21 protein-coding genes are annotated in these 23,791 nt (G+C 56.8%); 8 read left to right on the top strand and 13 right to left on the bottom strand.

The genetic code is table 11. From position 1 onward, the window contains the following. Nucleotides 1-2 precede the first annotated feature (2 nt). Genes KGD89_RS04855 through KGD89_RS04830 form a run of 6 tightly spaced genes read right to left on the bottom strand, consistent with a single transcriptional unit; the run spans nt 3 to nt 6,287 of the window. Nucleotides 3-2,384 (bottom strand): TonB-dependent siderophore receptor, encoded by a 2,382-nt coding sequence (locus tag KGD89_RS04855; RefSeq protein WP_236250104.1) that lies wholly within the window; start codon nt 2,382-2,384, stop codon nt 3-5. Nucleotides 2,385-2,444: 60 nt separating this feature from the next. Continuing rightward, a complete protein-coding gene (locus KGD89_RS04850; RefSeq protein WP_025258688.1) occupies nt 2,445-3,437 on the bottom strand; it encodes a FecR family protein in 993 nt (330 codons plus the stop codon). Continuing rightward, complete coding sequence (locus tag KGD89_RS04845) at nt 3,434-4,027, bottom strand: RNA polymerase sigma factor (protein WP_074569143.1); 594 nt, start codon at nt 4,025-4,027, stop codon at nt 3,434-3,436. The genes KGD89_RS04850 and KGD89_RS04845 overlap by 4 nt, the downstream gene beginning before the upstream one ends. 12 nt (nt 4,028-4,039) lie before the next feature. Continuing rightward, nucleotides 4,040-4,372, bottom strand: a complete 333-nt coding sequence (locus KGD89_RS04840) for a DUF3325 domain-containing protein (protein WP_025258686.1) — start codon at nt 4,370-4,372, stop codon at nt 4,040-4,042. Continuing rightward, nucleotides 4,372-5,928 carry a PepSY-associated TM helix domain-containing protein gene (locus KGD89_RS04835; protein ID WP_025258685.1) on the bottom strand — a complete coding sequence of 519 codons (1,557 nt, stop codon included), beginning with the start codon at nt 5,926-5,928 and terminating at the stop codon, nt 4,372-4,374. Before KGD89_RS04835 ends, KGD89_RS04840 begins: the two co-directional genes overlap by 1 nt. Nucleotides 5,929-5,948: 20 nt before the next feature. After that, nucleotides 5,949-6,287, bottom strand: a complete 339-nt coding sequence (locus KGD89_RS04830) for a DUF3649 domain-containing protein (protein ID WP_025258684.1) — start codon at nt 6,285-6,287, stop codon at nt 5,949-5,951. A 200-nt stretch (nt 6,288-6,487) separates the two neighbouring features. Here KGD89_RS04830 and KGD89_RS04825 point away from each other — a divergent pair, with 200 nt between their 5' ends. The 4 genes from KGD89_RS04825 to KGD89_RS04810 all read left to right on the top strand — a co-directional run bounded on the left by KGD89_RS04825 (nt 6,488) and on the right by KGD89_RS04810 (nt 11,248). Next, complete coding sequence (locus KGD89_RS04825) at nt 6,488-6,991, top strand: sigma-70 family RNA polymerase sigma factor (protein WP_025258683.1); 504 nt, start codon at nt 6,488-6,490, stop codon at nt 6,989-6,991. Then, a complete protein-coding gene (locus tag KGD89_RS04820) occupies nt 6,988-7,965 on the top strand; it encodes a FecR domain-containing protein (protein WP_025258682.1) in 978 nt (325 codons plus the stop codon). The genes KGD89_RS04825 and KGD89_RS04820 overlap by 4 nt, the downstream gene beginning before the upstream one ends. 204 nt (nt 7,966-8,169) lie before the next feature. Then, a complete protein-coding gene (gene fecA, locus KGD89_RS04815) occupies nt 8,170-10,518 on the top strand; it encodes a TonB-dependent Fe(3+) dicitrate receptor FecA (RefSeq protein ID WP_025258681.1) in 2,349 nt (782 codons plus the stop codon). Nucleotides 10,519-10,819: 301 nt separating this feature from the next. Further along, on the top strand, nt 10,820-11,248 hold the full coding sequence (locus KGD89_RS04810; protein WP_025258680.1) for an HPF/RaiA family ribosome-associated protein: 429 nt from the start codon (nt 10,820-10,822) through the stop codon (nt 11,246-11,248). A gap of 67 nt (nt 11,249-11,315) precedes the next feature. Here the strand turns inward: KGD89_RS04810 and KGD89_RS04805 are convergent, their stop codons facing one another. Next, the gene (locus KGD89_RS04805) at nt 11,316-12,275 is read right to left on the bottom strand and encodes a FecR family protein (protein WP_025258679.1); all 960 of its coding nucleotides are present in this window, start codon (nt 12,273-12,275) and stop codon (nt 11,316-11,318) included. After that, nucleotides 12,272-12,820 carry a sigma-70 family RNA polymerase sigma factor gene (locus tag KGD89_RS04800; protein WP_025258678.1) on the bottom strand — a complete coding sequence of 183 codons (549 nt, stop codon included), beginning with the start codon at nt 12,818-12,820 and terminating at the stop codon, nt 12,272-12,274. The genes KGD89_RS04805 and KGD89_RS04800 overlap by 4 nt, the downstream gene beginning before the upstream one ends. A 163-nt stretch (nt 12,821-12,983) precedes the next feature. Between KGD89_RS04800 and KGD89_RS04795 the strand changes: the two genes are divergently transcribed. Both KGD89_RS04795 and KGD89_RS04790 read left to right on the top strand, forming a co-directional pair. Continuing rightward, nucleotides 12,984-13,316 carry a DUF3509 domain-containing protein gene (locus KGD89_RS04795; protein ID WP_025258677.1) on the top strand — a complete coding sequence of 111 codons (333 nt, stop codon included), beginning with the start codon at nt 12,984-12,986 and terminating at the stop codon, nt 13,314-13,316. 333 nt (nt 13,317-13,649) lie between these two features. Then, nucleotides 13,650-13,862 (top strand): DUF6124 family protein, encoded by a 213-nt coding sequence (locus KGD89_RS04790; protein ID WP_025258676.1) that lies wholly within the window; start codon nt 13,650-13,652, stop codon nt 13,860-13,862. A gap of 354 nt (nt 13,863-14,216) precedes the next feature. Here the strand turns inward: KGD89_RS04790 and KGD89_RS04785 are convergent, their stop codons facing one another. Then, nucleotides 14,217-15,254: a nucleoside hydrolase gene (locus KGD89_RS04785; RefSeq protein WP_025258675.1), complete on the bottom strand. Its 1,038-nt coding sequence runs from the start codon at nt 15,252-15,254 to the stop codon at nt 14,217-14,219. A gap of 688 nt (nt 15,255-15,942) precedes the next feature. Here KGD89_RS04785 and KGD89_RS04780 point away from each other — a divergent pair. Both KGD89_RS04780 and KGD89_RS04775 read left to right on the top strand, forming a co-directional pair. Further along, nucleotides 15,943-18,279 carry an ATP-dependent nuclease gene (locus tag KGD89_RS04780; RefSeq protein WP_025258674.1) on the top strand — a complete coding sequence of 779 codons (2,337 nt, stop codon included), beginning with the start codon at nt 15,943-15,945 and terminating at the stop codon, nt 18,277-18,279. Further along, nucleotides 18,276-20,174, top strand: coding sequence for a UvrD-helicase domain-containing protein (locus KGD89_RS04775; protein ID WP_025258673.1), 1,899 nt, complete (start codon nt 18,276-18,278; stop codon nt 20,172-20,174). The genes KGD89_RS04780 and KGD89_RS04775 overlap by 4 nt, the downstream gene beginning before the upstream one ends. A gap of 141 nt (nt 20,175-20,315) precedes the next feature. Here KGD89_RS04775 and KGD89_RS04770 read toward each other — a convergent pair whose 3' ends face one another. From KGD89_RS04770 to KGD89_RS04755, 4 genes are all read right to left on the bottom strand, one after another. Continuing rightward, entirely contained in the window at nt 20,316-21,305 is a 990-nt protein-coding gene (locus KGD89_RS04770; protein WP_025258672.1) for a DUF2971 domain-containing protein, read from the bottom strand. Between the two features lie 176 nt (nt 21,306-21,481). Beyond that, nucleotides 21,482-21,952 (bottom strand): hypothetical protein, encoded by a 471-nt coding sequence (locus tag KGD89_RS04765; protein WP_025258671.1) that lies wholly within the window; start codon nt 21,950-21,952, stop codon nt 21,482-21,484. Between the two features lie 29 nt (nt 21,953-21,981). Then, on the bottom strand, nt 21,982-22,740 hold the full coding sequence (locus KGD89_RS04760; RefSeq protein ID WP_025258670.1) for an HNH endonuclease: 759 nt from the start codon (nt 22,738-22,740) through the stop codon (nt 21,982-21,984). 510 nt (nt 22,741-23,250) lie between these two features. Next, nucleotides 23,251-23,739, bottom strand: coding sequence for a phosphate-starvation-inducible protein PsiE (locus tag KGD89_RS04755; RefSeq protein WP_025258669.1), 489 nt, complete (start codon nt 23,737-23,739; stop codon nt 23,251-23,253). Between the last annotated feature and the right edge of the window lie 52 nt (nt 23,740-23,791).

Genomic DNA, 23,791 nt, shown 5'->3' with positions numbered 1-23,791 from the left:
TGTTAAAACTCCAGCGTCGTAGATATCTGCACCTGCCGCGAATCCCCCATAGAGACGAAATAGCGGTTCACGCTTGAAGTGTAGTAAGTACGATCGAACAGGTTTTTGACATTAAGCTGGAACCTGACTTTCTGCCCGTCCAACCGGGTGTCGTAAGTCGCGAAGGCATCGGCGACGGTGTAGGCCGGCAGGTTGAAATCGTTGAGCGGGTTGCCCGCCCTTTCCCCCACATAATGCGCACCGGCCCCCAGCCGCAAGCGGTCGCCGCCCAGTACGCTGCCCACGTCATAAACCGCCGACAACGAGCCGCTGTGGCGGGCGACATTCTGCAAGTGTTTACCCTTGAGCAACGGGTCTTCCTGCACGCGGGCATCGGTAAAGGCATACCCGCCGATCAGGCTCCAGCGTTCGCTCAACTGACCGCTCAGGTCCAGCTCCAGCCCACGCGAACGAACTTCCCCCGCCGAGCTGTACACGGTGCTGGCAGTGACCGCATCGTAGTTGGCCACCAGCACATTGCGCTTCTGGATGTCGTAGAGCGCCACGGTTGCGCTGAAGGCGCCCGGCACATCCCATTTGGCACCCAGCTCCCAGGCTTTGGCCTGCTCGGGCAAGGTCCCGGAATCCAGCACGTAGCCACCGGTCAGCGGCGCGATGCTGGAGTTGGGTTTGAAGGATTCGCTGTAGCTGCCATAAAACGACAACTGATCGGTGTAGCGATAGACCAGGCCGGCGCGAGGTATCCACTGACTGCCGTTGGTGTCGGTGTTGACGCTGAAAGGCCGGCCCCTGCCCGCCACCTGATCAAAGGTCATGAAGCGTGCGCCAGCCACCAGAATCCACTGTTCGTTCAGGTGAACCGAGTCCTGCAGAAACAGCGAGTTGCTGCGCAGAATATCGCTCTGGGCACTGTCCGGCTCACTGACCGCAGTGCCTTCAACTTCCTGCCCGTAAACCGGGTTGAGGTAACTGAAAGTGGTCAGGCTGCGCTGACGGATCAGATCCGAGCGATAGACCTTGCGGTACTCGTCATCCAGGCCCATGAGCAGTTCATGGCGCAGGCCCGCCCACTGCACATCGCCCGCGAGGGTCAGGACGGTGTAGCGGTCGGTGGCCAGCGCGCCGGAGGTGCCGTCCATGGAGCGAGTCAGGGTGCCATTGGCTGCATTGACTGCCGTGACCCGCACCTGGCTGGCATCGTAGGTTTCGCGGTTGTAGCTGTAGCCGAGGTGTCCTTTCCAGCGCTCGTTGAAATCATGATCGGCCTCGAAGCGATAAAGGTCCGAGCGCCCTTCCATGTTGTTGAACGGCTCGTCCAGGCGACGTGTGGCCGGAATGTCCAGAGGATGATTGGTCACCGGGTCGATGGCAGTACCGCGATCGAATGGATAGAGAAATTCCCGATGTTCATAAGCCGCCACCCATTGAGTGTCTTCGCCGTACCAGGCCAGTGACGGCGCGACCAGCGACTCGCGATGGGTGCCGAAATTGCGCCAGTAATCCTCGTCCTGATGATCGACAATCATCCGCCAGGCCAGCGCCGAATCACCCACGGGGCCGGTACTGTCCAGCGTCACGCCACTGCCGTTTTTGCCCGAGCCATAGCTGGAGCCACGAGCTGTCAGGCTATTGGCGGCCTGTAATTGCGGCTGTTTGCTGACCACGTTGATGACGCCGCCGGGGTCCTGGATTCCGTAGAGCAGGCTCGCCGGGCCCTTGAGGATTTCTACACGTTCAGCGGTAGCGTTCAGGTTACGGCCCTGCACCACCGGCATGCTGTTGCGCATGATCGAACCGTCGCGGTTGTCGCCAAAACCGCGCTTCATCAGTGTGTCCTGAGTGCTGCCCAGTGTGTTGCCCTGGGTAACGCCGCTGATGGCGCTCAAGGCATCATCAAGGTTGCGCGGCGCCTGATCGCGCAGCACCTGTTGCGGGACGATGTCGATGCTCTGGGGTGTCTCCAGTAAAGGGGCCGACGAGCGCAGCACCGAGCTACTGGAGGGCGGCTGATAAAGACCGCGCTCCGCCAGCCGGGAATCGATGTGGGTGGCCGCCAGGCTGAGGGTGCCCGCTTCGGGCTTCAGGGTTTCCAGGGTAAACGCCTGCTCGCTGGCCCGGCGCCAGGCCAGGCCGGAATCGCGCAGCAAAGTGCCCAATGCCTGTTCGGCACTGAAGCGTCCGCGAAGTGTTGGGGCGTCGATGCGGTAAGGCGCATCCTGGGTGTAGATCACGCTCAGGCCGGTGACGCGACTGAACTCGCTCAAGGCCTGCGGCAAGGGCTTGGCCGGGATAGAGAAATCGAAAGTCTGTTGCGCGGCACAGACTGCGCTTTGAACACAGACGCCCACCACCACGAACAGCGTTCTACTCAGCCAGCCGCTCATTGCCGTGCGCCTCGCCGCCATGAAATTCGCTCCATGGAGGATCGCCTGTCTGCCATCGACTCAGCGCAGAACAATGACCCGGTCCAGCATGCTGTAAGTCTCGAACCCCACCACCGACTGCAAAGCGTTCAGGACAGCCTGCGGGTCCTTGCTGGGGAAGCTGCCGCTGATGCGCTTGGCGGCCAGTTGATCGTTGAGCAGCACAATGCGGCCGGGGTAATAACGACTCAGGTCGTCGATGACCTCGGCCAGAGGTGTCCGGTAGTAATTCAGCCAGCCTTGTCGCCACGCCAGCAGGCTTTCACTGTCGATGCCTTTGGGGGCCGAGGTGGTCGTCTGGTCGTAGGCCACTTGCTGACCCGCTTCCAGAATCCGCTGCTCAAGCCCACCTGCCGCCTTGACTCCGACACGCCCGGACAACACCGTCACCTGCGCGCCTTCCGGTTCCAGCCGGACTTCAAACTGGGTGCCCAGCACGCGGGTTTCGCCGGTATGGGCATCAACCACGAACGGCTCGCCGGTGTGAGTCACCTTGAAAAAAGCAGCGCCGCGTCGTAGCTGCACATGACGTTCGCCACGGCTGAAATTTACGGCAATGGCACTGTCGGCATCCAGCGTGACCTGGGAATTATCGGCCAGCGTCACGGTGCGGACCTGGCCGGGAGCCGACACGTAATCCGCGCCGAAATCATCGGCCCAGCGCTGCGGCTGCCAGCCTGCGCCCATGGCAATCATCAACGTCAGGCAAGCGGCCATCGCCAGCCCCACCGACCAGCGTTGCAGGTTACGACGCGGCGGCGGTGCATCCATCGCCCGCAACAAGGCGTACAGCGCAACGGCGTCTTCACTGGCAAGCCGGGCCGCCGGCGCTTCGCTCAACTCCCACAACACCTGGGCCTTGCCATAGGCTTGCACATGGGCCGGGTCGGCTTGCAGCCATTGGCTGAACGCCAGTTGGTCGGCGTAATCGGGCTGATCGTGCAACACACTTAACCAGGCCAGTGCGGCTTCTTCCGGGGTCGTGGCATTCTGCACGGCGGGCGGCGCTTTCATCGACGAGCGTCTCCAGGCTTCGTTCGGGCGGTGCCTGCCGAGTCCTGTTCCAGGCTCGCCTTGCAGGCTTGCAAAGCGCGCATCATATGTTTTTCCACAGCGCTTTGGGAAAGCTCCATGGCTTTGGCAATCTCTGCGTACTTGCGACCGTGAATGCGGTTGAGAAGGAAAATCTGTCGAGTCCGCTCGGGCAAGCCGCGCAAGGCAGCCTCGACGTGGCGCAAATCGTTGTTCGCCTCCAGCGCGGCGCGAGGGTCGTTGCTGCTTTCGTCCGGCCCGGTTTCAAGGCTTTCGCTGATGCGGCTACGCACGCCTTCGCTGCGCAGATGGTCGATGGCGATATTGCCTGCACAGCGCAGCAGATAAGTGCTCAGCTCTTCGACCTGCACCAGAGGACGACGCCAGAAACGCACGAACAGGTCTTGCACCAGATCCGCAGCTGTTGCCCGGCAGCCCACGCGACGGCTGACCAGCGCCTCCATCTGGGGACGCTGGGACAAAAACACCTGCAGAAAATGCGCACGCCCACCCTTCGCCGCCAAGGGCTCGGCGTCAGGGCCTGTATCGGGCAGGTCGGGTTCAGGGGGCATCATCACGATCACTTAAACGGGCAACAGATCAAAAGCAGCAAAAGGGCAAAGCACCAGCCCGAAACCGGCCAGCTTCACGACCCAGCGAGGCTTGAAAGGCATCAGAAAAACCAGCAGCACCGCGCTGCCCATCAATACTGCAAACCACTGCGCCAAGCCTACACCCCAACCGGCATCATTGACTGCAACGGCTGAAGAAACCGCCAGAAACAACCAGCCAGCAAGCTTGAGCAACCGACTGCGCCGAGGGGTCAGAGGACCGCTCAGCAACTCGCCGTAATGCCGGGACATGGACAGGCACAAGGCCGTGAAACCGATGTAGCAGAACACCGCCGCCAGCAACATCAACTGGCCTCCTGATGGCTGACCGCAATGGCCGAAGCGCCAGCGCTCTTGCGCACCGGCTTATCGGCACGCTCAGCCCTGAACTTCAGCGCGGCCCAGCCGAGAAACAGGCCGGTACCCAGCGCCGTCAGGTCAAAGGCCGGCAGCACCCAGCTTCCCTGTTGCAACGCGGCCATCAGGTAATGGCCGTCGGTCAGCAGATCGAGCACCGGCAAGCCGATGAACATCAGTGCACCCAGCCCCAGTTGCTCGCGCCAGGCGCTCTGGCCGTTGCGCAGCACGGCATGCAGCATCGACAGGCCCCAGACGATAAAGAACACATTCACTTCCCATCCTGCACGCCCGGCCAACCCGACCGGCAGAACGCGATTGGCCCAGAAGAACGCCGCCACCGCGAGCATCAGGCCCGACATGCTGGCGATGTTCAGCACCTCGACCAGACGCAACTCGAAAGGCAGCACGCCGGCCTTGGCATGTTTGAGGCGGCGCTTGCCCAGCCACATGACCAGCCCGGTGCCGATCATCGCGGTCCCGGCCACGCCGAAAATGAAGTACAGCCAGCGCAGGGTCGGCCCGGCAAAGTGACCGACGTGCAGGCCATACATGCCGCTGGAAATCAGCATCGGCACGGGCCGTGACGGGGTTTCGTTCTGCAGGGCACCGCTCACGCCATTGAAGGTCAGCGCGCCACCGCGATCCGGCGTGATGCTGCCTTTGTCGTCACGGGTTAGCAGCACCGAAGCATTGCTGTCGCCAGGATTGTTGACCACCACGCGCCCCACCTGATCGCCATTCCAGCGCTCGCTGGCCGAGGCCAGAAGCGGAGCAAGGGGCAGCAACTCGGCAGGTTTGCCGTCAGGCCCTGGCATGTTCGAACCGGGGAATACTTCGTTGTAGAAAGCCTGCACAGTGCCGTAGCTGGTCAGGATGCTGGCGGGCATCACCATCGACATGAAGATCACCAGACTGCTGTAGGTAATCATCAGATGAAACGGCAGCACCAGCACGCCCAGAGCGTTATGGCCATCCAGCCAGGAACGCTGGCCCTTGCGTGGCCGGAAGGTGAAGAACTCCTTGAAGATCTTCTTGTGCACGATGATGCCGGTCACCAGCGTCACGAACATCACCATCGCCGCAATGGTCGCCAGCCAGCGGCCCCAGGGGTGCGGCATCTGCAACTGGTAATGGAAGCGATAGAAGAAGTCGCCGCCCCGTGTTTCCCGCGCCTGCACCGGAGCGCCGGTCTGAGTGTCCAGAACCTTGCGGACAAAGTTGTTGCGCTGACCGGGCTTGCCTTCCGGCAGCCAGCCCACCATCAGACCCGGCGAGCGCTCGTCCGGCATATTGATGAACCAGCGCGTGGCGCCCGCCGCGTGTTGTTGCAGGTAGCTTTGCGCCAGCCGGATATTGGCCTCGGCATTCACAGGACGGGCAGCAATCTCGGGCTGCATCCATTGGGTGATCTCATCCTTGAAGTAGGAAAGCGTCCCGGTCAGGAAAATCGCGAACAGCAGCCAGCCGAACACCAGCCCGACCCAGGTGTGCAGCCAGGCCATGGCCTGACGAAAACCCTCCTTCATGACAACCACCGGCCACAGGCATAGGCGACGCCCAGAATTGCGCAGGGCAATAACACGCCCACCCACGCCTGCATGGCCGTGCGGCAGGCAAAGCACCAGAGCACGGCCACCAGATACACCAGAAACGAAAGCATCATGCCCGTGATAACGGCTTCGGCCCGAGGGACCGGCAACCACTGGGCGACACAGATGCTGGTCACGGAAGCCAGCAGATAGCCTGCAAAGATCGCCGCCAGCGCGCGGGAAGCCACCGCCAGCCGGTAGGAAACCGAGACACCGGTATTTTTCGCAGGACGTTTATTGACCGCTGGGCTATTGAGGGCTGAACCGTGCATCCGAGAACCTTTACCCGATCTTGAAAGGCAATGAAAAAGCGTGAGCTGGCATGACAAGGACCCTGTCACCAGACCGCCGGGCAGAAAGTTCGCACCCAGGCACAAGAATAAAGCGCAATATTAATGATAAATATTCTCATATGCAAAAGAGTCTGACAGAATCGACGCCCTCAATGAGTCCCCGTGGATTTTTCTACGTGATGCACACCGCCCAGCCCGCTCTCAGTCATACCGTCGAAGGTCTGTACCAGGATCACCATTCCTGGCTAACGACCTGGCTGCGGCGCAGGCTCGGCTGCCCGCACAGTGCGGCGGATCTGGCTCAGGACACCTTCGTCAAAGTGATACTGGCCCGCGATACGACCCAGATCATCGAGCCTCGGGCCTTTCTGACCACCATCGCCAAGCGGGTGCTGTGCAATCACTACAGACGCCAGGATCTGGAGCGCGCCTATTACCAGGCCCTGGCCGAGCTGCCGGAATGCGTGGCACCTTCCGAGGAAGACCGGGCGATCATCCTGCAAACTCTGGTGGAACTGGACCAGTTGCTGGACGGCCTGCCGAGTGCGGTCAAACGTGCCTTCCTGCTTTCTCAGGTCGATGGCCTGAGCCATGGCGAAATCGCCTCGCAACTGGGCATCTCCATCGCGACGGTCAAGCGTCATCTGAACAAGGCCGCGCTGCGCTGCTACTTCGCCCTATGAACCTGAATACCGAATCCCTGAACAAGTCAGACATTTCCCCAGCCGTGGCCAGGCAGGCAGTGAGCTGGATGATCGAAATGCAGGAAGGCGGCCTGGATTCCCGTCGCCAGCATGCCTGGCAGCAGTGGCTCAATGGCAATAGCGAACACCAGCGTGCCTGGGCGCACATCCAGCGGGTCAACCAACGCTTGAGCGGGTTGTCCTCGCCCCTGGCCCATGCGGCGCTCAATGCACCGTCCTCCGCCGGTCGCCGTCAGGCACTCAAGCTCTTGCTTCTGTTGGGCGCTGGTTCGGCGGCAGGCTGGGGATTGCGTGATCAGATCGCCTTGCAACCCTTGCTGGCCGACCTGCGCAGCGGCGTGGGCGAACAACGCAAGGAAACACTGAGCGACGGCACACAGGTGCAACTCAATACCGCCAGCGCCCTGGATGTGCGCTTCGATGCCGGGCAGCGGTTTATCAAGTTGCTGCAAGGCGAAATCCTGATGACGGCAGTTGCCGACTCACGCCCACTGAACCTGCTGACCGCCCAAGGCACCGTACACGCCTCGACCGCGGCCAGTCGTTTCAACCTGCGGCAACTGGACGGCCGCACGCAACTGGCCGTGCTGGACGGCTCACTCGAAATCAGCCCCGACGCCCATGTCGGTCCGCCATTGCGGTTACAGGCCAGACAGCAAGTGACCTTCAGCCGCGACGCCTGGGACTCGGTACGCCCGACAGACGCCAGCACCGGAGCCTGGGCCGAAGGCATGCTGGTCGCCTCGCACATGAAGCTGACGGATTTCCTGGCCGAACTGGGCCGCTACCGTCGCGGGCGACTCAACTGCGATGCCAAGGTCGCCAACCTGCTGATTTCCGGCAGTTACCCGCTGGCGGACAGCGAACGCATCCTCGACATGCTGGAAGTCACCCTGCCCGTCCGGGTGCAGCGCTTTACCCGGTATTGGGTGAGTGTTCAGGCTCGGGTGTGAACAACACTTGTGGGAGGCAGCTTGCTGGCGAAAAAGGCTCGAAGCCGACAGATATTCTGCGTCTGTACGTGAAGTCGCCAGCAAGCTGCCTCCCACAAAGTGAGTTATCACAAAACTTTTTTCAAATCCGGTGAGCCGTTTTCAAGCGCTCGCGTGACAGACAGGGAAAGCACCTCTTAATCCTCCAGATCAAAGGACTCCTGCATGTCGACCCGATCGCCCCAATTGTCACCTCTGGTTCGCACCCTGCGGCATATCATTTTCGGCGCGAGCCTGTCGTTGGGCGGTCTTTCGCTGGCGCATGCTGCCGATGCCAAGGCCTATCACATTGCCCCAAGCGAACTCGAAACCGCGCTGAACCAGTTTGGCCGGGAAGCCGGCGTGATGATTTCCTATGGATCGCAAGTCACCAGCGGCCTGAAAAGCCGTGGGCTGGAAGGTCAGTACACGCCCGAGCAAGGCCTGACTGCCTTGCTGGAAGGCACAGGTCTGCAAGCTGTGGCCGACGGCAATCAAGGCTTCTCCCTGCAACCGGTGAGCACGGCAGGTAGCGGTCCCGTGGAGCTGGGCGCATCGACCATTGTCGGTGACTGGCTGGGTGAAGCTCAGCAGACCAACGTCTTCGAACACCCCGGTGCCCGTGACGTGATTCGTCGTGAAGAGTTCGAGCGTAACGGCTCCACCAATGCCCGCGAAGTGCTCAACCGTATCCCGGGCGTCAACGCACCGGAAAACAACGGCACCGGCAGCCACGACATGGCGCTGAACTTCGGCATTCGCGGCCTCAACCCGCGCCTGGCTTCGCGCTCCACGGTCCTGATGGATGGCATTCCGGTGCCATTCGCACCTTATGGCCAGCCTCAGTTGTCTCTTGCGCCGATCAGCCTGGGCAACATGGACGCCGTGGACGTCGTGCGTGGCGGCGGTGCCGTGCGTTACGGCCCGCAGAACGTCGGCGGTATCGTCAACTTCGTGACCCGCGCCATCCCGGACGAGCCCACCATGAAGGGCTCCGTGCAGACCGAGATCAGCCCGTCTTCCACCCAAGATGGCTTCAAGAAAACCGGCAACCTGTTGCTGGGCGGCACGGCGGAAAATGGCCTGGGCGGCGCGATTCTGTATTCCGGCGTGCGCGGCAGCGACTGGCGCGAACACAGCGATACCCAGATCGACGACCTGATTCTCAAGGGCAAATACCAGATCGACGACGCCAACAGCCTCAACGCCATGGCGCAGTATTACGAAGGCGAAGCCGAGATGCCCGGCGGCCTGAGTGTCGCGGATTACGATGCCGACCCGTATCAATCGACGCGCCTGAAAGACAAGTTCTGGGGCCGTCGCACGCTGGCCAACTTCGGCTATCGCTACGAGCAGGACGCCCGGGTTTTCACCGCCAATACCTTCTTCACCAAGACCCTGCGCAGTGGTTATCTGGAACAGGGCAACATCGTCACCCTGTCACCGCGCGAATACTGGGTACGCGGTTTTGAAACCCGCTTCTCCCAAGGTTTCGCACTGGGCGAAAGCTGGCATGAAGTGGGCATCGGCTATCGCTACATCAACGAATCCGGCCACGAAGTGCGCTACAACGAAACCACCGCTTCGCAAATCATGCCCAGCACGTCGAGCACGCAAGATCGCGATACCCGTGGCTACACCGATGCCAAAGCGTTCTACATCGATGACCGCATCGATATCGGCAAGTGGACCATCACGCCCGGCATTCGCTACGAGATGATCGACACGGCGCAGTCCAACAACCAGACCAACGTCAAATACCAGGGCGACTACAACACCGCGCTGCCAGCCTTGAACGTGCTCTACCACGTGACGGACACCTGGAACCTGTACGCCAACACCGAAGGTTCGTTCGGCAGCGTGCAATACAGCCAGATGCCCAACCGCGTCAACGGCGGCGAAGTCCAACCTGAAAAGGCGCGTACCTGGGAACTGGGCACCCGCTATGACGACGGCGTGCTGCGCGCAGAGATCGGTGCTTTCCTGATCAACTTCGATAACCAGTACGACACCAACCAGACCGACAACCGGATCATCGCTCGCGGCGAAACCCGTCATCAGGGGATCGAGAGCAGCATCAACTATGCCTTGAGCGACCTGAACCCGGCACTGGATGCCTACGAGGTTTACGCCAGCTATGCGTTTGTGGATGCAACCATCCGCGAAGATGGCCCGAACAAAGGCAATCGTGTGCCCTTCTCGTCCAGACACAAAGGCACTCTGGGCGTGCGATACACCGAAGGCCCATGGAAGCTGAACCTGGACAGCTCGTTCCAGAGCGACCAGTTCGCCGACAATGCCAACACCGTGGCCGAAAGCGCCAGCGGCAACAACGGCAAAATCCCCGGCTACATGCTGTTCAGCACCCGCGCTGCCTATGATTTCGGCCCGCAATTGTCAGACCTGAACGTGGCGGTAGGCGTGAAGAACATCTTCAACCGCGAATACTTCACCCGCTCGTTCGATGACAACAACCGCGGCAAGTACGTGGGTGAACCGCGCACCGTGTATCTGCAGACGTCCGTCGCATTCTAAAGGCTGAACGCATTCGCGAATGAAGTCGCTCCCGGGACCCCACCTCGGAGCGACTTCAGTCGCGAAAAGGTCAGAAGCATTCATGCTTCCCTCGCGAATGTTCACCGTCATACAAGAGGCCGATGCTGGATGAGAATCCATTGCATTCAAACAATATTTTTGCTGCGAAATATTTCTTCCATTTAGGGGTTGAATTGTTGGCTCATTGGCGCCAACACTGTGCTTGAGCGCAAACGAAATCGAGCTCCGCAAGAAATCGATCAATGAGCCTCACACGAGCAAGCCCTAATAAGGATTAACTATGCAAATCCAGGTCAATAGCGATAATCACATCGAAAGCAGTATCCGACTGGAGGAGTGGGTTCGTACCACCATTGAAAGCACGCTCGAACGCTACGACGAATATGTAACCCGCGTCGAAGTTCACCTCAGTGATGAAAACGGCGAAAAGCCGGGTCCACATGACATCCGCTGCCAGATAGAGGCACGTCCAAAAGGCCACCAACCGATTTCCGTCACTCAAAAGGCCGATACCGTCGACCAGGCCGTTGATGGCGCAGCCGCAAAACTCGATCACGCCCTTGAGCACCTGTTGGGCAAACTGCGCAGCAAACGTGGCGGCGCACCACTGCCCCAAGATCAGGATGAAGATTCGGTCAGTCCGGACGCCCTGCTGGAGGAAGAATTTCTTGAGAAAGAACTGGAAAAGGAAGTCGCTCGACTGGGCTGATTTCCACTCTCTGACACATTGATCGCGTAACCGAGGGCGGCCCTGAAAAGAGCCGCCCTTCCTGTTTTCAGGGCAGCGGTTTGACCACGATCAGCAGGTCAGTAAAGCGCTCGACGCGGATAGGCAGGTTATCGCTCAAGGCTGCAAGCGCAGCGTCGGTGTCATCAAGGCGGAACAGCCCCGAAACCCGTATCCCTTCCAGAGCCCTGGAATCGAAACGCAACAAGCCATGTCGATAATCGGCCAGTGTTTGCAGCACTTCGCCGAGAGGCCGGTCATCGACCTTGAGCACGCCACGGGTCCATGCCGATGGGTCGCCGTTGCCTATCGGCTTCGGCATCTGAACCAGACCGTCCTTGAGCAAGGCCTGCTGGCCGGTTGCAACTTTCACAACATCCGCGCTATCGGCCTTGGCCGCAATGGCAGATTCCAGCACACTGACCGTTGTCCCTTGCGGGCCACGGCGCACCACAAAGCGCGTCCCCAATGCCGTGATGGTGCCCTGATCGGTGCGCACCACAAATGGGCGCTGTGCATCCTTTGCAACCTGAACCCACAATTCGCCGCGCAACAATTCCACCTCGCGTTGCCGTCCGTCGAATTTTATATCCAGCGCCGAATTGCTGTTGAGCTGAACTTCGCTGCCATCGGAAAGCAGAAATTCGCGGCGCTCACCGATGGCCGTGTGCTGATCGGCCATCCAGATCGGCAGGTGCTCGACACTCATCCAGCCGCCGATCAAAACGCCCAACAGCGAGAGAACCTGTAACCCTCGATAAGAGGTTTTTACCCCCGAATGCGGGAATGTCTGACGCAATGCCACCCGAGCCGGCTTGCCCGGTAATTCATCAAAACTGCCCCACAAGGACTCCATGCGTGACAGCGCCAGAGCGTGTCGCGGGTCCGCCTCGCGCCACCTGTCAAAGGCCTCACGATCAGCCGCGCTCACCGCATCGTCATTCATCAATGCAAGCCAGGAGGCCGCTTCGCTGATCATCCGCTCGCCGGGTTCGTGCACATCGCTCACGAGAGATGGCCCGAACCGTGCAGTGTCTTGTAGCAATGCACCATCACGCTGGCCATGTATTGTTTGACCATGCTGGAGGACACATCCAATTGAATGGCTATTTCGCTGTAAGTCATCCCCTCAAGGCGGTGCAGCAAAAATGCCTGACGCGGCCTGGGAGGCAAGCCGTCAAGCATCTGCGCGATTCGCTCCAGCATCTGCAGCGCGACATGAATGGCTTCGGGATTCGGCGTACAAGCCTCGTCGGCATGCAGCGTCAGCGCATCCAGGTAGGCGCGCTCGATCTTGCGACGCCGGGTGCCATCGATCAGCAAGCGCGTCGCAGTGGTGGCAAGAAACGCCCGAGGCTCCTTGAGATTGAGCGGTTCGGCCAGCATCAGGATACGCACGAAAGCGTCCTGGGCCAGATCCGCAGCACGTTGCGAGCACCCAATCTTTTTTCGCAGCCAGTTTTGCAGCCACAGATGGTGGTCACTGTAGAGCTCGGTCATTTGCTGCCGACGATCAGGCACAAGGTCGTCATCAGCTGCGGAAAAGTCGCGCATGCGTCAATGCTTCTCAAACACGAAAAATTATCATTAACGCGAAAGATGACAGCAAAACCTGCTATCAGCAAGCACCAGAGAAACTTGCCGATGGTCAGCCACTGAGAACTAAAGGGACTAATACCCGGTCAATTTATGCAGTTCACATAGACAGGTAGACGATATGGATAATCCTTTTCAGATGATCACCGATACCTTTCATCCCGATTACCGGGTGAATCTGAGCATCCAGGGACTGGATGGCAGCATCATGCTGACACTGTCGAACGAAAAGGGCGTAGTCGCCAAGCGCCTGATCAGCGCCGCCCAACGCAACGACCCCGAACGCCTGCGCCGCCTCATCGAAAGCGTGCAATTCGGCATCGCCATCGAGCGAGGCGACAGCGCCCTGAAAATCCTCACCGCCATGACCGATGGCGTCACCCTCAGCCAGTTGCCGATTCTTACGGGCGGTCACTGGCGACCAGATCGCCATGAGCAGACGGCGGGCATTTAAGGTCCTCTGTGTTACTTACGCTAACGAAAATGCCCTGATTGCAGGGCATTTCTTACGGACCTATCCCTTTCATCCGCGTGAAGTTTCCTAGAAAATCCTATCCCCTTGCGTGGGCGTTTTTGGCTCTCTAGGCTGTGCCGGTCACTGCTCATCAGTGATCGGGTTTAGCAGCCTGAGAGCTTAGTCACGCAAGAGCCTCGTCTATGGCGGCTTTGCGTGGGGCACCTTCGGGTGCGCCGGTTTTGGCTAAGTCCCGGTCTGCTAACCCGCGTCAAAGTCGCCACCCTCAATCGTTTAGCAGCGATTTGCAGGTGGCCTTACGAGGACTTAGCCATGAAAAAAGTAACGCCCGACCCACCGCCGTCTTCTCTCGAAGAATCCCTGCTATACGTCTCCGACCTGCTGCGCTGCGCAGCCGCCACCGCCTACGAATCCGGCGACAGCCTCAATGGCCCGAAACGTGATCTGGCTTTTTCTGTTGTGCATCTGATTGGCATGGCCAGGAGTGAGCTGGATCGGTCGTTGGAGCGGGTGGAGGTGCGTTGACGCTGTAGTTACAGCGTAGGGCCGGATTGGGTGATGCTCTGCATTATCCGGTCCGACGACATAATGTTGTGGATATACGGGCTTCTATCCAGTCTCACGGAACAATCAATTTTTCTTTTCTCTTGCGGTGTGACTACAATTGCTTGATCGGCTGTTGGCGAGAGCATTTGGCTGATACTTTGGTAGTTGTGATCGGCAGAAATCGGCCCATAGCGGTCTGCCAGGGGCCAGAGTGCATTTCCCCCGTTTTGAAACCCGCGTCGCTACGTAAAACCCGCCAGGAAGACCAAGCCCGTTGCAAGAACACAGAACACTCTACTCATCGACCGTCCTCCCCGTTGCATTGACCACATTTTAAGCCGTGGCCTCGGCCGACTTCCCGGCAAGGGTGTCCAGATAAAGCGACAAGACGAACCCTGGTGACGTTCCTAGGGCTACGTCGACTGGAGCGCCAGAGTCATCCGGAATCAACTTCCCGCTGGTATCCTGTTCTTCGTTCAGATCTTGCTCGACCAACAGGCCATAGCGGGTAAATTGGAGAAACCGAGGGTCGGTTATCGCAATGGCCGCCAAGGGGTCCCAAAAATACAGATAGGTGCCTATACCGGGGGCTATGGTCGAGCTTTGCAGCACGTTTGTGAGGAATTGAGCAACCGGGTCGTGAATGCTGGAAAGCCCTCGCAGGAAATCCCGATCAATGAGGATCTGGTTACAAGCGTTCAGCGCAACCAATTGCACTGGAATCCCGCCATTAAAGACATATTGGCTAGCAAGCGGATCCAGGAAGATGTTCCATTCGGCAACTTTATTGGTGTAGTAGGGCGTGTCGCCCAAGGCGTCGATAATATTACCGCCCGCGCCAGGCTGGACGTATTGCGGCAACAAATTACCCCCCATCATCACGATGCGATCTATTTTGCTACGCAACAAATCTTGTAATGCGTTATCGTTTTGAGCCTGCTGAAACATATGCCCCCAGGTCGTGCCGCCACCGATCATTAATACGGTAAATTTATGCTCGGCGTTTTTCAATGTATCCCTTAAGAACGCGACCGCATCGGTCCGTGTGGGATTCAGGTTTTTCCGCGGAAACGGAGCGTCGTAATGTTGATCCGATGCCTGGCGTGTTTCAAAAGGAAAGGTATTGCTGTACACCATGGGCCGCTGAAAACCAGTGACAACGGGGATGCGCTCTATCTCTGGGTCATCGAACAGCGTGAGGAAGTTACTGACGTTTTCAACACCGTGACTCAAGTGAACAGCGCCCACCCCTGTCACTGTGATGCCTTCGACCTTTACCGCATGATGCTTGAGCAAATACGAGATGGCCATGTAGTCGTCGAAATCGACATCGGTATCTATAAGCAGGTGCGTGAGGGGTTGTGCCGACATATTGCTAGCCTCCTGGCTAATGAAGAGTTTACGTCCGATATAAATTTCCGTCAGCGGTCGCCTCCCGCCGCAGGTACAAATGTAACAGTAACATCGCCCTGAATAAACGCCTGTTTAATATCGGCCAGTGAACGATTTACCGCAGCTCGGTCACCAGCAGCAACGACTGCGACACAGTAGCCCTGTGGTTTGAGCGTCCCGAAACGTTCCAAACGTCCATACAAGAAAACCGCAAAACCCGGGCCACAATGCTCCATGCTTTGCAAAAAAGACGAATGCCGCTTGGTTTGAAAACAGCCACCGCGAATTGCGGCGACATCAATAGTTTCGGGGAGCTACTTTTTCAACAAAATCGACCGATTCCTGCCTGTCGCGAAAGGCTCCAATCGGCCGATTCTGTTGAAAAAGTCGCTCCGCTCAAACTGCCCGTATATTGACCGGGGAAAATGCAACTTTTGCACGTTGCTACGTGAAATCTGAGCCCGGAAGCCTCAGCCAAAAGTAAGGATTTCAATCTCAGACGCGTACTTTTCTGCCGTGGAAACCAAGGTCGACTTTTTCAACAGAATCGGCCAGAAGCGGACATTGTTCAGAGGGCCTGTGCACCCAACTAAATTACTTGGCGTGTCTGGGAAAGTGGAAGCGACTCATTCAGTATTCAAAAACTATTTTCAGGGAACGAAGTGATATGCATATTGAGACCGTTTGGGTGCGTAATTTCCGTCGTCTGAAGGACACTCGCATCGATCTGGCGTCCGATATTTCAATATTCGTCGGGGCCAACAACAGCGGTAAAACATCTGCGGCGCACGCTTTGCAGCTTTTTACCTCAGCTTCGAAGGATCGATTTACCCTCCATGATTTCAGCTCAGAGTGCTGGGATGCCATCAACGCTTTCGGAGAAGGGGCGGACGGAGTCGAACTGCCAACCATCTCCCTCGACATCTGGTTTTGCGTCACGCCAGCCGATCTGCATCGAGTTGTAGATCTGCTACCTAGCCTAGATTGGCAAGGTAGCCGGGTTGGTATTCGAGTGGAGCTCGCAGCAGCAGATGCCGGCCTTCTGAGAAGCAGTTTCCAAGAAGCACGGGCCAGCGCACGGCATGCTCAGTTGCAGCCTGCAGGGGAAGGCGTGGCACAGGAAGACATGGAGCCAGCCATTGCGCAAGACGGGTACAACCCGCGACCGCGTGACCTTTGTGACTTCATTGCAGACACCGTAGGTGACAGACTACGGCGTGATTTCGAATTGCGGTACTACATACTCGATAGCGCCGGATTTGACACTGAGTTTAAACAGCTTGATGGTTACGTGCCTCTACGCTTGGTTCCTGATAAGGGTCGCAGTGGCAGGGATGTGCTGGGTAGCTTGGTAAAGGTCGACTGTTTACATGCCCAGCGTCACCTGTCCGACTCCAATGCTGGATCTCGATCCGAAGATCTCTCCCGCTGTTTGAGTCGTTTCTATGAACGGAACCTTGAGAAGCGCGGCGAGGATTATGACGCTCAGCGCGCACTATACCAGTCCGAGAGTCTGCTGAATGACCACCTGGAACGTGTCTTCGGTCCCACTTTGGAGCGTTTGGCCGATCTGGGCTATCCCGGGGTCAACAATCCTCGGCTGCTGATCAAGACTGCATTGAACCCTGCGACCATTCTGAGTAGCCATGAAGGGGCACGTGTGCACTACGCGCTCGGCGCTCTCGGAGCAGCAGAGGTCACGGCAACCTTGCCTGATAGGTACAACGGCCTAGGTTTCAAGAACCTGATTTATATGGTTGTTGAACTGCTCGATGTTCACGGTCGATGGTTGGACATTGAGGAAAACCGCCCACCGCTCCACCTGATATTCATAGAAGAGCCGGAGGCGCATCTTCATGCTCAGTTGCAGCAGGTTTTCATTCGGAAAGTGTTAGACATCCTCGCCGTGCCCGAGGAAGACAGCCCATATTGCACCAGCCAGCTTGTAGTCTCGACGCACTCGCCTCACGTCCTTTACGAGCGAGGCTTTAAACCTATTCGATATTTTCGGCGAGTAGCGGATGCCGGCATACAGCAATCTCAAGTGCTCAGCATGGCAGCTTTTTATGAGGCGGCCGTAGATCCTAACGACCCAAATGACCGCACTAGGGATTTTCTTGAGCGATATCTCAGGCTAACGCACTGCGACATGTTCTTCGCTGATGCGGCCATTTTGGTTGAAGGGAACGTCGAGCGGCTGCTGATGCCGCAAATGATTGCTAAAGCTGCACCTCGACTTCAGTCGAACTATTTGAGCGTTTTAGATGTGGGTGGCGCGTTCGGACATCGATTCAAAGGCCTCATTGATTTCTTGGGGCTCACTTCTCTGATCGTGACCGACATTGACAGTGTTTCTCCGCCTGCAGCGGGCGCTTTAGCCGCAAACGGCGAGTTGCCGGTTGATGAGGATCCAGCGGATGCAGAGCCTGACGACAATGAGGACGCGGAGGAGGCTGAAGCGAGACGTAAAGGGCGCAAGGCGTGCATGGTTCATGAAGCCGGGGCTCTTACTTCAAACCAGACGTTGATCAAGTGGCTGCCTGGGCACACCACGATTGACGATCTGCTGGCTGCGACTGCCGAACAGCGCACTCAACTCCGAGACGAAGAAGGCGGCGCCCTTGTACGCGTTGCTTACCAGACACCAGTAGCGGTGGTGTGGGGCGGAGCGACTCAGGTGAGGACAGGCAGGACGTTGGAGGAAGCGTTTGCACTGCAAAATCTAACCTGGACGCAGCATCTGGACCGCAAGGATCTCGGCCTACGTATCAAGGGTTCCAACAATCTGGAAATCGCAGGTATTGCGGAGCGCCTTTACCGTAAGGTCAAAAGCTCAAGTTTTCGTAAAACTGATTTCGCTCTCGGGCTGCTGGCTCAAGAGCCGTCGGCATGGACGGTGCCAAATTACATTTCGGACGGTCTTCGTTGGTTGGAGGATCTGGTCGCCCCGCCACCGCCCGCAGTAGCTGAGGCGGAGGCGCCTCTCAACGGGGGTGAGGTATGACTGCGCGTATCGGTCAGCCGGATACTCAAGCAGATATCGAACTAAGGTTGTGCTTGGACCAGCGTCCTCAACGCAGCTTTGTCATGGTTGCTGGCGCGGGTTCTGGGAAGACGACGTCGCTGGTAAAGGCCCTTGCGCACCTCGGCCAGACGCGAAGACTAAAGCTCAACATGCGTGGTCAGAGAGTCGCTTGCATTACCTACACTGAAGTAGCGGTCAAGGAGATCTGGGGGGACGTAGGTAACGATCCGCTGTTCCATGTCTCGACGATTCATAGTTTTCTGTGGACGGCAATCAGGCCATTCCAAGTGAACTTGAAGGCTTGGGTCATCGCAAGGATCCACGAGAAAATCGCCGAGGCGCAGCAGCATCACGACAAGCCTAGGACTCGGGCAGCAACTCGTGAGCGGCTCGTGAAAGATATCGCGCGTTACCAGCGTCACCTTGAGGCCGTAAGGCATTTGACTCATTTTAACTACGGTGCCGGAAGCGATTTCGGGCGAGGTGTACTCGGGCACTTCGACGTTATTTCGGCGGCGGTCGAGCTAATCGAGCAGAGCCAGTTGCTTCGTGATGTCATCGCCAGCAGGTATCCAGTCCTTTTCATTGATGAAAGCCAAGACACGCGTCCGGAAGTAGTGGCTGCATTTAGAAGGATCGCCGAGACGACTCCTGTGGAGTTCTGCCTCGGATTTTTTGGCGATCCGATGCAAAAAATCTACCTTGAAGGTGCTGGAGTCATTGAGACGGCCGCAGGCTGGGAGCAAATCACCAAGCCAGAAAATTTCAGGTGTCCGCAGCGAGTGCTCCAGGTAGTGAATGCTATCCGGGAGCCCGATGACGGTTTGTCTCAAACACGAGGCCGGATGAACTGGGTCGACGGCAATCCTGAACCTGTTATGGGATCTGTTCGATTCTTCCTACTGAGAGCAGATGACCATCGCTCTATGAAGCTAGCTAAAGTTCGTGAATGGATGCGGCGTACGAACGATGACGATCATTGGGTGAGTGATGATCCTGCCGCTGACTTCAGGGTTTTGGTTGTCGTGCATCGGATGGCGGCAGCGAGGCTCGGCTTTCCGAATCTTTACGCTGCTTTGAATGACAACGATGCACCACCGTCCATCAAGGAGGGCCTTAAGGACGGCACCGCATGGCCGCTGCGGCCGTTTCTGAATTACTTGCTCCCCTTGGCAACGGCGGTTTCAGAAAACCGAAAGCTCGACGTCATGACTTTTCTGCGTTCGGAATGTCCGTTACTGCAGCCAACGGCTCTGGTCGGTAGCGATCCGGTAGCGGTGCTTCGGGCATTGCAAGCATCCACAACAGAGTTGGCCAGACTCATTTTTTCGAGCGATGCATTGCTGCAGGACGTGCTCGTTCACTCCCAGGCAGCAGGTCTGCTACAACTGGACGAAGCGTGGACAAAATACTTGGGCCCAGACCGCACAGCCGACGATGATGATCCTGAGATCCCCGCCGTGTCGGCTTTCCTACGTTGCGGTGTCGGTGAATTGGCTGGCTATCGTCACTACCTCGAAGATCTTTCACCGTTTGCGACCCAGCAGGGAGTGAAGGGGGCGGAATTCGAACGCGTTTTGGTGCTCATAGATGACGAAGAAGGTAGAGGACAAAGGCAGTTCTCCTACGAAAAATACTTCGGCATTGTGGAGCCCTCAGATACTGATCTGGAAAACCTTGCACAGGGCAAGGATAGCGTGATGGATCGCACCAGAAGGCTTTTCTACGTGTGTTGCTCCCGAGCGACTAGGGATCTCGCTGTGGTCATGTTCGTGCAGGACATCGAAAACGCTCGAGAAAAAATTGCCGAGACCGGCATCTTCGAGTCTGACGACATTGTGGATGAGGAGGCTTTGGAAGCCGCTCTAACTTAGCGCTGGCATATTTCCGCGTTCACTGCTTCTTCCTTTCATGACTGACTGGTATCGGTAGACTGCCGCCTACGGCGACTGATTCATGTCGCCCCTAGGCAGTCAGTCTGCCATCGCCAAAATCAGGTGCGCCGTAGGTGTCGCCTAGATATTTTTTATTAGTTTGGAGGGGTTTAACTGGTACTGCGTGTCATTGATGCGCATTTTATAAATATTGGTGAGATGCTTCAGGGATGAGTTTTTTTCTATATTTTCCAAAGATAGAGACTCAGTGGCGTTGCACCCGAAATACACTCCGCTAATGGCTATAGGGTTAATTCTAAACAAATGAATGGCTGGCTCCTTGTAGTCTGTGGCTAAAAAATGAATCTCAGTTTTTATGCTTTGATCCCCCATTTCTTCGTGCATCTCGTACTCGTTAGGGTAGATTATTTGTATTTTGTTATTCCCTAATTCTACCAGCTCAATGCTAGGATCGAGAGTGCATTGTTTTCTAATGTACGGGTTGTCGTTGCATATTATTGAATCGGCGTCTTTTAGCTGGACAATAGATCGCTGTTCTTTCTCGTAAATCCAATCATTTGCTTTGGTGAATAATATCGTGCGATTGAATTTATTCCAGTGGAATTCATTCATTGAATCCGGTGCTGAAAGCTCCGATCTCTCAAAGCTTGGCATTTCTCTGCGATAATCAACTTTCTCTGGGAACTCAAAGAAGTCAGCAAGATAGCTTTCTCCGAATCGACTCTTGCGGCCATTAACCTCTTTCAGCGAGTCCGTGAAAAATGGAACGCTAAAGTCGAACTCGACTACTACTCCTTTATGGTTGTCGGCATAGTGAGCCCACATGAGTGGGTTGTTGTAGTCTTCAGTAAAAGAAAGAATGCCTAGGTCGAATAGCTCGCTTTGGATTACTCCCATGCTGTCATTGATTGCTGCGTCGTCAATTTCGTAGACCTCTTTACCATTTTTTTTGTAATATTCTCTTTGGTTTCGATCTGCGTCGCGCACTTGGTTTTTGTTGAAGTGTCCTTCAAAAGGATCGTTCAGATCCAAGGCCGGAGTTGCCCGGATCATTGGATTTTTAAAGAAGTCCGGTCTTAAAGGCATGTATTTGTATAGGAATCTATTCATATGTCTCTTGGTTGTGGGGTTTGGTTGGGGGCGTGTGCTGCTTGTTGGTCGAATAAAATGCCCGATATTGCCGAGTTTTTAAAACTCTCCAAAAAAAGCCGTTCAGGCAAGCCTAGGTGTATCCGTAGACGCCGACTGATTGTCTTCGGCCAAGAGTGGACGGTCATCAGAGCCGATCAGTAAGCCCGATTCGCATAGGCTTCGCGAACCTTGGAGTGGCCTGAGACTACCGCTCGTAGGATTACCAGCCCTCGATGAAGTAATTCCTTGCTCCTTTGTGGCTCAAACCAATGGCCGTTGAATTTCCCCCCATGGAACAAGTTGTTCCTCACTCTGCATACGAGGCGCAGAACAAGTTCTGCTTGGCTCTGATGACTGGGAAGCGTCGTCGACCAACTGAGGACTCCGTCTAAAAGCACTTGTTTTTTAGGGGGATGAGTAAGGTAGTACTGGATCGCTCCTTCAGTTTCGGCATTCGGTGGCACGTCAAAAACTGCGATCACCTGTGCTGCAAAGGTGCCCCAGTCGGCCTGTGGTTTGCTTGGGGAACCCTCCAGAAGCCCAACAGTCTTGAGGCAATACTCGCAGCGTGCGAATTCGCGAAAAAACGAAAAGGCAAGGCGATCCAATTCGGTAGGCGTGGTCATGTTACGGAGTCCTCGCTGTTTGCGGGTGCCTAAGGCACCTTGTGGACGTTCGTATTGTGGTATGCCACATAGCGGCCGCCAAGGGAGTGTCCCTCTACTGGTCGGAGGTCGGCTTGGTTGAGAGTGCGTGCGCCGTAATCAAGCTCGGCGTGGTGATTCGGGCACACGCAGACGATGTTCTCCAATATGTCCGGTCCGTTATGGGGGGCTCCCAGTGGCTGAACATGATGGGCTTCAGCGTACCGGCTCCCATCAGGTAGTACGATCGTGTGACCGCAGAGCTGGCATTGGTAGTTGTGTAGTTGCTTGACTCGCCGCGCCAGCAATGTGTCGCGAATGATCCGATAAGTTGTTACTTCTGCGCGATCAGTTGAACCTTCAATATCAACGGCCGCAGGCGACTTTGGAACAGTCTCCTGCGGGAGAAATGGCAACCAATCGAAGCTTTTCGATTTTTCGATTTCCTCCCTCCACCAGGCAAAGTCCTCTGGCTGTCGGCCAAACAACTCAAAGTAGCCTTTGCCCGGCATCAATGAGTTGCGATCAATCACCAAGCCGGTGATCGCTGGTTTGCCAGTTTCATGCGTCCACTCAGCAAGAGAATGGAGTCCTTGCGCCTTGAGGCTCTCGCCAAATTTTTCTCGCAGCTGAGGTAGGCCGAGACGGTCGTGCGCTTCCTTGTAACCGATGAAGGTTTGCGGGTTTGTAGGCCTTGCAGAGGGTAGTTTGGCTACTAGGAGCGCCAACAGCCGCTGGCCCTGAGCATCAAGAGCAGTAATGGAAGACATGTGAGCAGTCCTTCGCGCAGAATCGATATGCAACGATATCAACATTGCAGAGTACCTTGTAAAGGCCTGTGGTCGAGGTTGGTGGGATTTAGCTGCTTGGGCCGCTAGTCGGAGATTGAAAAAGCGAGCAATTGCTGCACAGTACCTATGGCACGAAGATCTAAAAAAGTGAAAATGAGGGAAGGCGGCTGCCAGCCGTCAAATGCGGAGCTGATGCCTACGTCTGCTTCTGGCCGATTGTGTTGAAAAAGTCGCTCCGCTCAAACTGCCCGTATATTGACCGGGGAAAATGCAACTTTTGCACGTTGCTACGTGAAATCTGAGCCCGGAAGCCTCAGTCAAAAGTAAGGATTTCAATCTCAGACGCGTACTTTTCTGCCGTGGAAACCAAGGTCGACTTTTTCAACAGAATCGGCCGTTTTCTGCCGTCTGGCGACGGGCAGAGAACGGCCAAAAGCTGAAACACACCAAACCCAGTAAAGCCGGAGCACCCGCTCCGGCCCCAAACCATCAAACCTCGCCCTTCTCCTCCGTCACCGCCCCTTTCACATTACTGAACGGGTCCGGAATCTTCGCCGACGGGTATTTGTACGACGCATAACGCACCACCAGAATCGAAATCGCCAGCAGCAGGATGCCGCCGCACAGGTAGATGATCCCGATACTTGGCGGGTTGTGGTGGGAGACGTCCGAGATCAGCAACCGGGTCAGTGCCGTGATGGCGACGTAGATCAGGAAGCGGACGGGCATGTGGTTGGTCTTGAAGTAAATCCCCGTCATCGCACCCAGTTCCAGGTAGATGAACAGCAGCAGGATGTCATCGACCGTGATGTTGCCTTTTTCGACCATGCCCAGAAAGGCGACGACCGATGCCCAGGCAGTGATGGCGCCGATGGCGAACAGTGCCAGAAAGTGGAAGCTCTCCACACAGAGATTCCCCAGCGATTCGGCCTGCGAATGCACTTTTTGCCGCATCTTTTCTGCCCATTTGTTTCCCATGACGCTCTACCTCTAAACCTGAATTTTTACCAACCGGATGATGCTGTATGCA

Source organism: Pseudomonas cichorii (assembly GCF_018343775.1).
Taxonomy (GTDB): Bacteria; Pseudomonadota; Gammaproteobacteria; order Pseudomonadales; family Pseudomonadaceae; genus Aquipseudomonas; species Aquipseudomonas cichorii.
Note: the sequence above shows the minus strand (reverse complement) of the source record. Positions and strands in the feature narration are given on the sequence as shown.

Coding starts and splice junctions, on each gene's coding strand:
- KGD89_RS04855 (WP_236250104.1), bottom strand. CDS start 2,384: ATGAGCGGCTGGCTGAGTAGAACGCTGTTCGTGGTGGTGGGCGTCTGT.
- KGD89_RS04850 (WP_025258688.1), bottom strand. CDS start 3,437: ATGAAAGCGCCGCCCGCCGTGCAGAATGCCACGACCCCGGAAGAAGCC.
- KGD89_RS04845 (WP_074569143.1), bottom strand. CDS start 4,027: ATGCCCCCTGAACCCGACCTGCCCGATACAGGCCCTGACGCCGAGCCC.
- KGD89_RS04840 (WP_025258686.1), bottom strand. CDS start 4,372: ATGTTGCTGGCGGCGGTGTTCTGCTACATCGGTTTCACGGCCTTGTGC.
- KGD89_RS04835 (WP_025258685.1), bottom strand. CDS start 5,928: ATGGCCTGGCTGCACACCTGGGTCGGGCTGGTGTTCGGCTGGCTGCTG.
- KGD89_RS04830 (WP_025258684.1), bottom strand. CDS start 6,287: ATGCACGGTTCAGCCCTCAATAGCCCAGCGGTCAATAAACGTCCTGCG.
- KGD89_RS04825 (WP_025258683.1), top strand. CDS start 6,488: ATGCACACCGCCCAGCCCGCTCTCAGTCATACCGTCGAAGGTCTGTAC.
- KGD89_RS04820 (WP_025258682.1), top strand. CDS start 6,988: ATGAACCTGAATACCGAATCCCTGAACAAGTCAGACATTTCCCCAGCC.
- fecA (WP_025258681.1), top strand. CDS start 8,170: ATGTCGACCCGATCGCCCCAATTGTCACCTCTGGTTCGCACCCTGCGG.
- KGD89_RS04810 (WP_025258680.1), top strand. CDS start 10,820: ATGCAAATCCAGGTCAATAGCGATAATCACATCGAAAGCAGTATCCGA.
- KGD89_RS04800 (WP_025258678.1), bottom strand. CDS start 12,820: ATGCGCGACTTTTCCGCAGCTGATGACGACCTTGTGCCTGATCGTCGG.
- KGD89_RS04795 (WP_025258677.1), top strand. CDS start 12,984: ATGGATAATCCTTTTCAGATGATCACCGATACCTTTCATCCCGATTAC.
- KGD89_RS04790 (WP_025258676.1), top strand. CDS start 13,650: ATGAAAAAAGTAACGCCCGACCCACCGCCGTCTTCTCTCGAAGAATCC.
- KGD89_RS04785 (WP_025258675.1), bottom strand. CDS start 15,254: ATGTCGGCACAACCCCTCACGCACCTGCTTATAGATACCGATGTCGAT.
- KGD89_RS04780 (WP_025258674.1), top strand. CDS start 15,943: ATGCATATTGAGACCGTTTGGGTGCGTAATTTCCGTCGTCTGAAGGAC.
- KGD89_RS04775 (WP_025258673.1), top strand. CDS start 18,276: ATGACTGCGCGTATCGGTCAGCCGGATACTCAAGCAGATATCGAACTA.
- KGD89_RS04770 (WP_025258672.1), bottom strand. CDS start 21,305: ATGAATAGATTCCTATACAAATACATGCCTTTAAGACCGGACTTCTTT.
- KGD89_RS04765 (WP_025258671.1), bottom strand. CDS start 21,952: ATGACCACGCCTACCGAATTGGATCGCCTTGCCTTTTCGTTTTTTCGC.
- KGD89_RS04760 (WP_025258670.1), bottom strand. CDS start 22,740: ATGTCTTCCATTACTGCTCTTGATGCTCAGGGCCAGCGGCTGTTGGCG.
- KGD89_RS04755 (WP_025258669.1), bottom strand. CDS start 23,739: ATGGGAAACAAATGGGCAGAAAAGATGCGGCAAAAAGTGCATTCGCAG.